The 2,316-nt window shown below is 72.2% G+C and carries 2 protein-coding genes and 2 pseudogenes; 2 read left to right on the top strand and 2 right to left on the bottom strand.

What is annotated here, in order from left to right:
• Positions 1–63 precede the first annotated feature (63 nt).
• Positions 64–600: a MarR family winged helix-turn-helix transcriptional regulator gene (locus SACSA_RS0101765; protein ID WP_019813034.1), complete on the bottom strand. Its 537-nt coding sequence runs from the start codon at positions 598–600 to the stop codon at positions 64–66.
• Between the two features lie 103 nt (positions 601–703).
• Between SACSA_RS0101765 and SACSA_RS0101770 the strand changes: the two genes are divergently transcribed.
• On the top strand, positions 704–1,666 hold the full coding sequence (locus SACSA_RS0101770; RefSeq protein WP_019813035.1) for an MBL fold metallo-hydrolase: 963 nt from the start codon (positions 704–706) through the stop codon (positions 1,664–1,666).
• A gap of 23 nt (positions 1,667–1,689) precedes the next feature.
• Positions 1,690–2,157: pseudogene (locus SACSA_RS0101775) on the top strand (FAD-dependent monooxygenase); the annotation flags it as partial.
• A 56-nt stretch (positions 2,158–2,213) separates the two neighbouring features.
• Here SACSA_RS0101775 and SACSA_RS24260 read toward each other — a convergent pair.
• Positions 2,214–2,316: pseudogene (locus SACSA_RS24260) on the bottom strand (NADH-ubiquinone oxidoreductase-F iron-sulfur binding region domain-containing protein); the annotation flags it as partial.

Raw genomic sequence — 2,316 nt, forward strand, 5'->3', positions numbered from 1 at the left:
GCGGGCGGACACGCCGGCGTGGTGCCCGCACCGGCGCGAGCCGGTCGAGCCAGGAGGGCGAGGTCAGAATCGGCGCCGGGCGGTCCCGGCCGCGGGGCCGGTCGTCAACTTCTCGAGCAGTCCGATGAGCTGGCTCCGCTCCCGTTCGGTGAGCGTGGCCGCCCAGCTGCGCTCCCGCTCGTTGTGTTCGCGGTAGTCGGCCTCGATCAGCGCGCGGCCCTCGTCGGTGAGCCGCAACAGCACGGCGCGCCGGTCGTGCTCGGCGCGGGCGCGTTCCACCAGGCCCCGCCGGTGCAGGGTGTTGACCAGGGCGGAGACGGCGGCACGGCTCATCCCGGCCAGTTCGGCGACCCGCTTCGACTCGGCGGGCCCGGTCAGCCAGAGCACGAACAGCACGCGGAACCCCGGCCAGCTCAGCCCTCGGGGCCGGTGCACGGCGGACTCGAGGTCGTAGACCAGTGCGCTGGTGAGCCGGTGCAACGTCAGGACCAGCCGCATCGCGTCCGTGTCCAGCGTGGGAAGCCGCCTGCCCGCCTCGTCGACCGCGAACTCGACGAACGACAGGTAGTCTAGCTCGTCCTCGCCCGGGGTCGCGGTCATGCCGAACAGGCTAACCGCTTCCCTTCGGGTGTGATCGGCGCTACTCTTCCCACGATAATCAAAGGTTTGATCGAAATCGCGAGCGGACCAAGGAGGGTCTCCCGTGGCGGGTAAGGCGTTCGCCTCGTCGGCGGATCTGGCGGAGAAGGAACAGACGTTGGAGGTGCTCGCCGACGGCGTCTACGCGCTCACCGCGGAGGGCGACCCGAACGTCGGTGCGATCGAGGGCGAGGACTTCCTCGTCTGCTTCGAGGCGATGGCCACGCCGACCGCGGCGCGGCAGTGGCTCGCCCGGTTGCGCGAGCACACCGACAAGCCGGTGCGTTACCTCGTGCTCTCGCACTATCACGCGGTGCGCGTCCTCGGCGCCTCCGCGTTCGACGCGGACGTGATCGTCGCCCACGAGAACACTCGCGCGCTCGTCGCCGAGCGCGGCCGCGAGGACTGGGAGAGCGAGTTCGCGCGCATGCCGAGGCTGGCCAAGGACGCGGACAGCGTGCCGGGACTGACCTGGCCCACGCTGACCTTCTCCGACCGCATGACCATCGACCTCGGCGGCGACCGGGGTGAGCTGCAACTGCATCACTGCGGGCGCGGGCACACCGAGGGCGACCTCGTGGGCTGGCTGCCCCGTCAGGGCATTCTCTTCGCGGGGGACCTCGTGGAGGCCGAGGCCGCCCTCTACACCGGCGACGCCTTCCACCGCGACTGGGCGGGCGCCACACTCGACCGGGTGCGCGACTTCGGCGCCGAGGCGCTGGTCGGCGGGCGCGGCAAGGTCAGCAGGGGCCGGGGGGAGGTCGACGCCGCCATCGAGCAGACGCGGCACTTCCTGCGCGTGATGCTGGACGAGGTCGGCGCGGTGCACGCGCGCGGCGGCACGCTCAAGGAAGCGTTCGACCGTGCGCACGCCGCGTTGTCCGGCCAGTACGGGCACTGGCCGATCTTCGAGCACTGCCTTCCCTTCGACGTCTCCCGCCTGTGGGACGAGCTCTCCGGCATCGAGCGCCCGGTGATCTGGACGGCCGAGCGGGACCGCCAGGTCTGGGACCAGTTGCAGGACTGAGGCGGGGAGTCGGCATGGGGGACATGACCAGTCACACCTCCGCCGTCGAGACGCGGCCCACCGCGCCGGTCTCCGGCCGGGTCGCCGTCGTCGGCAACGGGCCGGTCGGGCAGACGGCGGCGTTGCTGCTGGCCCGGTGGGGCGTCCCGGTCGTCCTGCTCGACCGGCGCAGGCAGCGGGACGCCATCGGGTCCAAGGCCATCTGCCAGCAGCGCGACGTGCTCGATACCTGGGAGACGGTCGGTGCGGGCCGTCGCATCGCCGACGAGGGCGTGACCTGGACCACGGCCCGCACTTTCCACCGCGACCGGGAGCTGTTCGCCTACACGCTCGCCGACCACGGTCGCTCGTCGTTCCCGCCGTTCGTCAACGTCTCGCAGGCGCGCACCGAGGAGATCCTGGACGAGCGCATCGCCGCGCAACCCCTGATCGAGACCCGCTGGGGCCGCGAGGTCACCGGGGTGACCCAGGACGCCGACGGCGTCACCCTGCACTGCGCCCGCACGACCGAGCGGGAGGGGCCGGGCGGCCGACCGGAGCCGGGGCGCCGCCCCGCGACCATCCGTTCGAGCACCTGCGCCAGCCAGTAGGTTCCCTCCCGGCAGGGGGTGCACTTGCCGCACGACTCGTGCTCGTAGAACTGCGTCCAC

Source organism: Saccharomonospora saliphila YIM 90502, assembly GCF_000383795.1.
Taxonomy (GTDB): domain Bacteria; phylum Actinomycetota; class Actinomycetes; order Mycobacteriales; family Pseudonocardiaceae; genus Saccharomonospora; species Saccharomonospora saliphila.

Excerpts from the sequence above, each read along its gene's own strand:
- SACSA_RS0101765 (WP_019813034.1), bottom strand. The coding sequence starts at position 600 with ATGACCGCGACCCCGGGCGAGGACGAGCTAGACTACCTGTCGTTCGTC.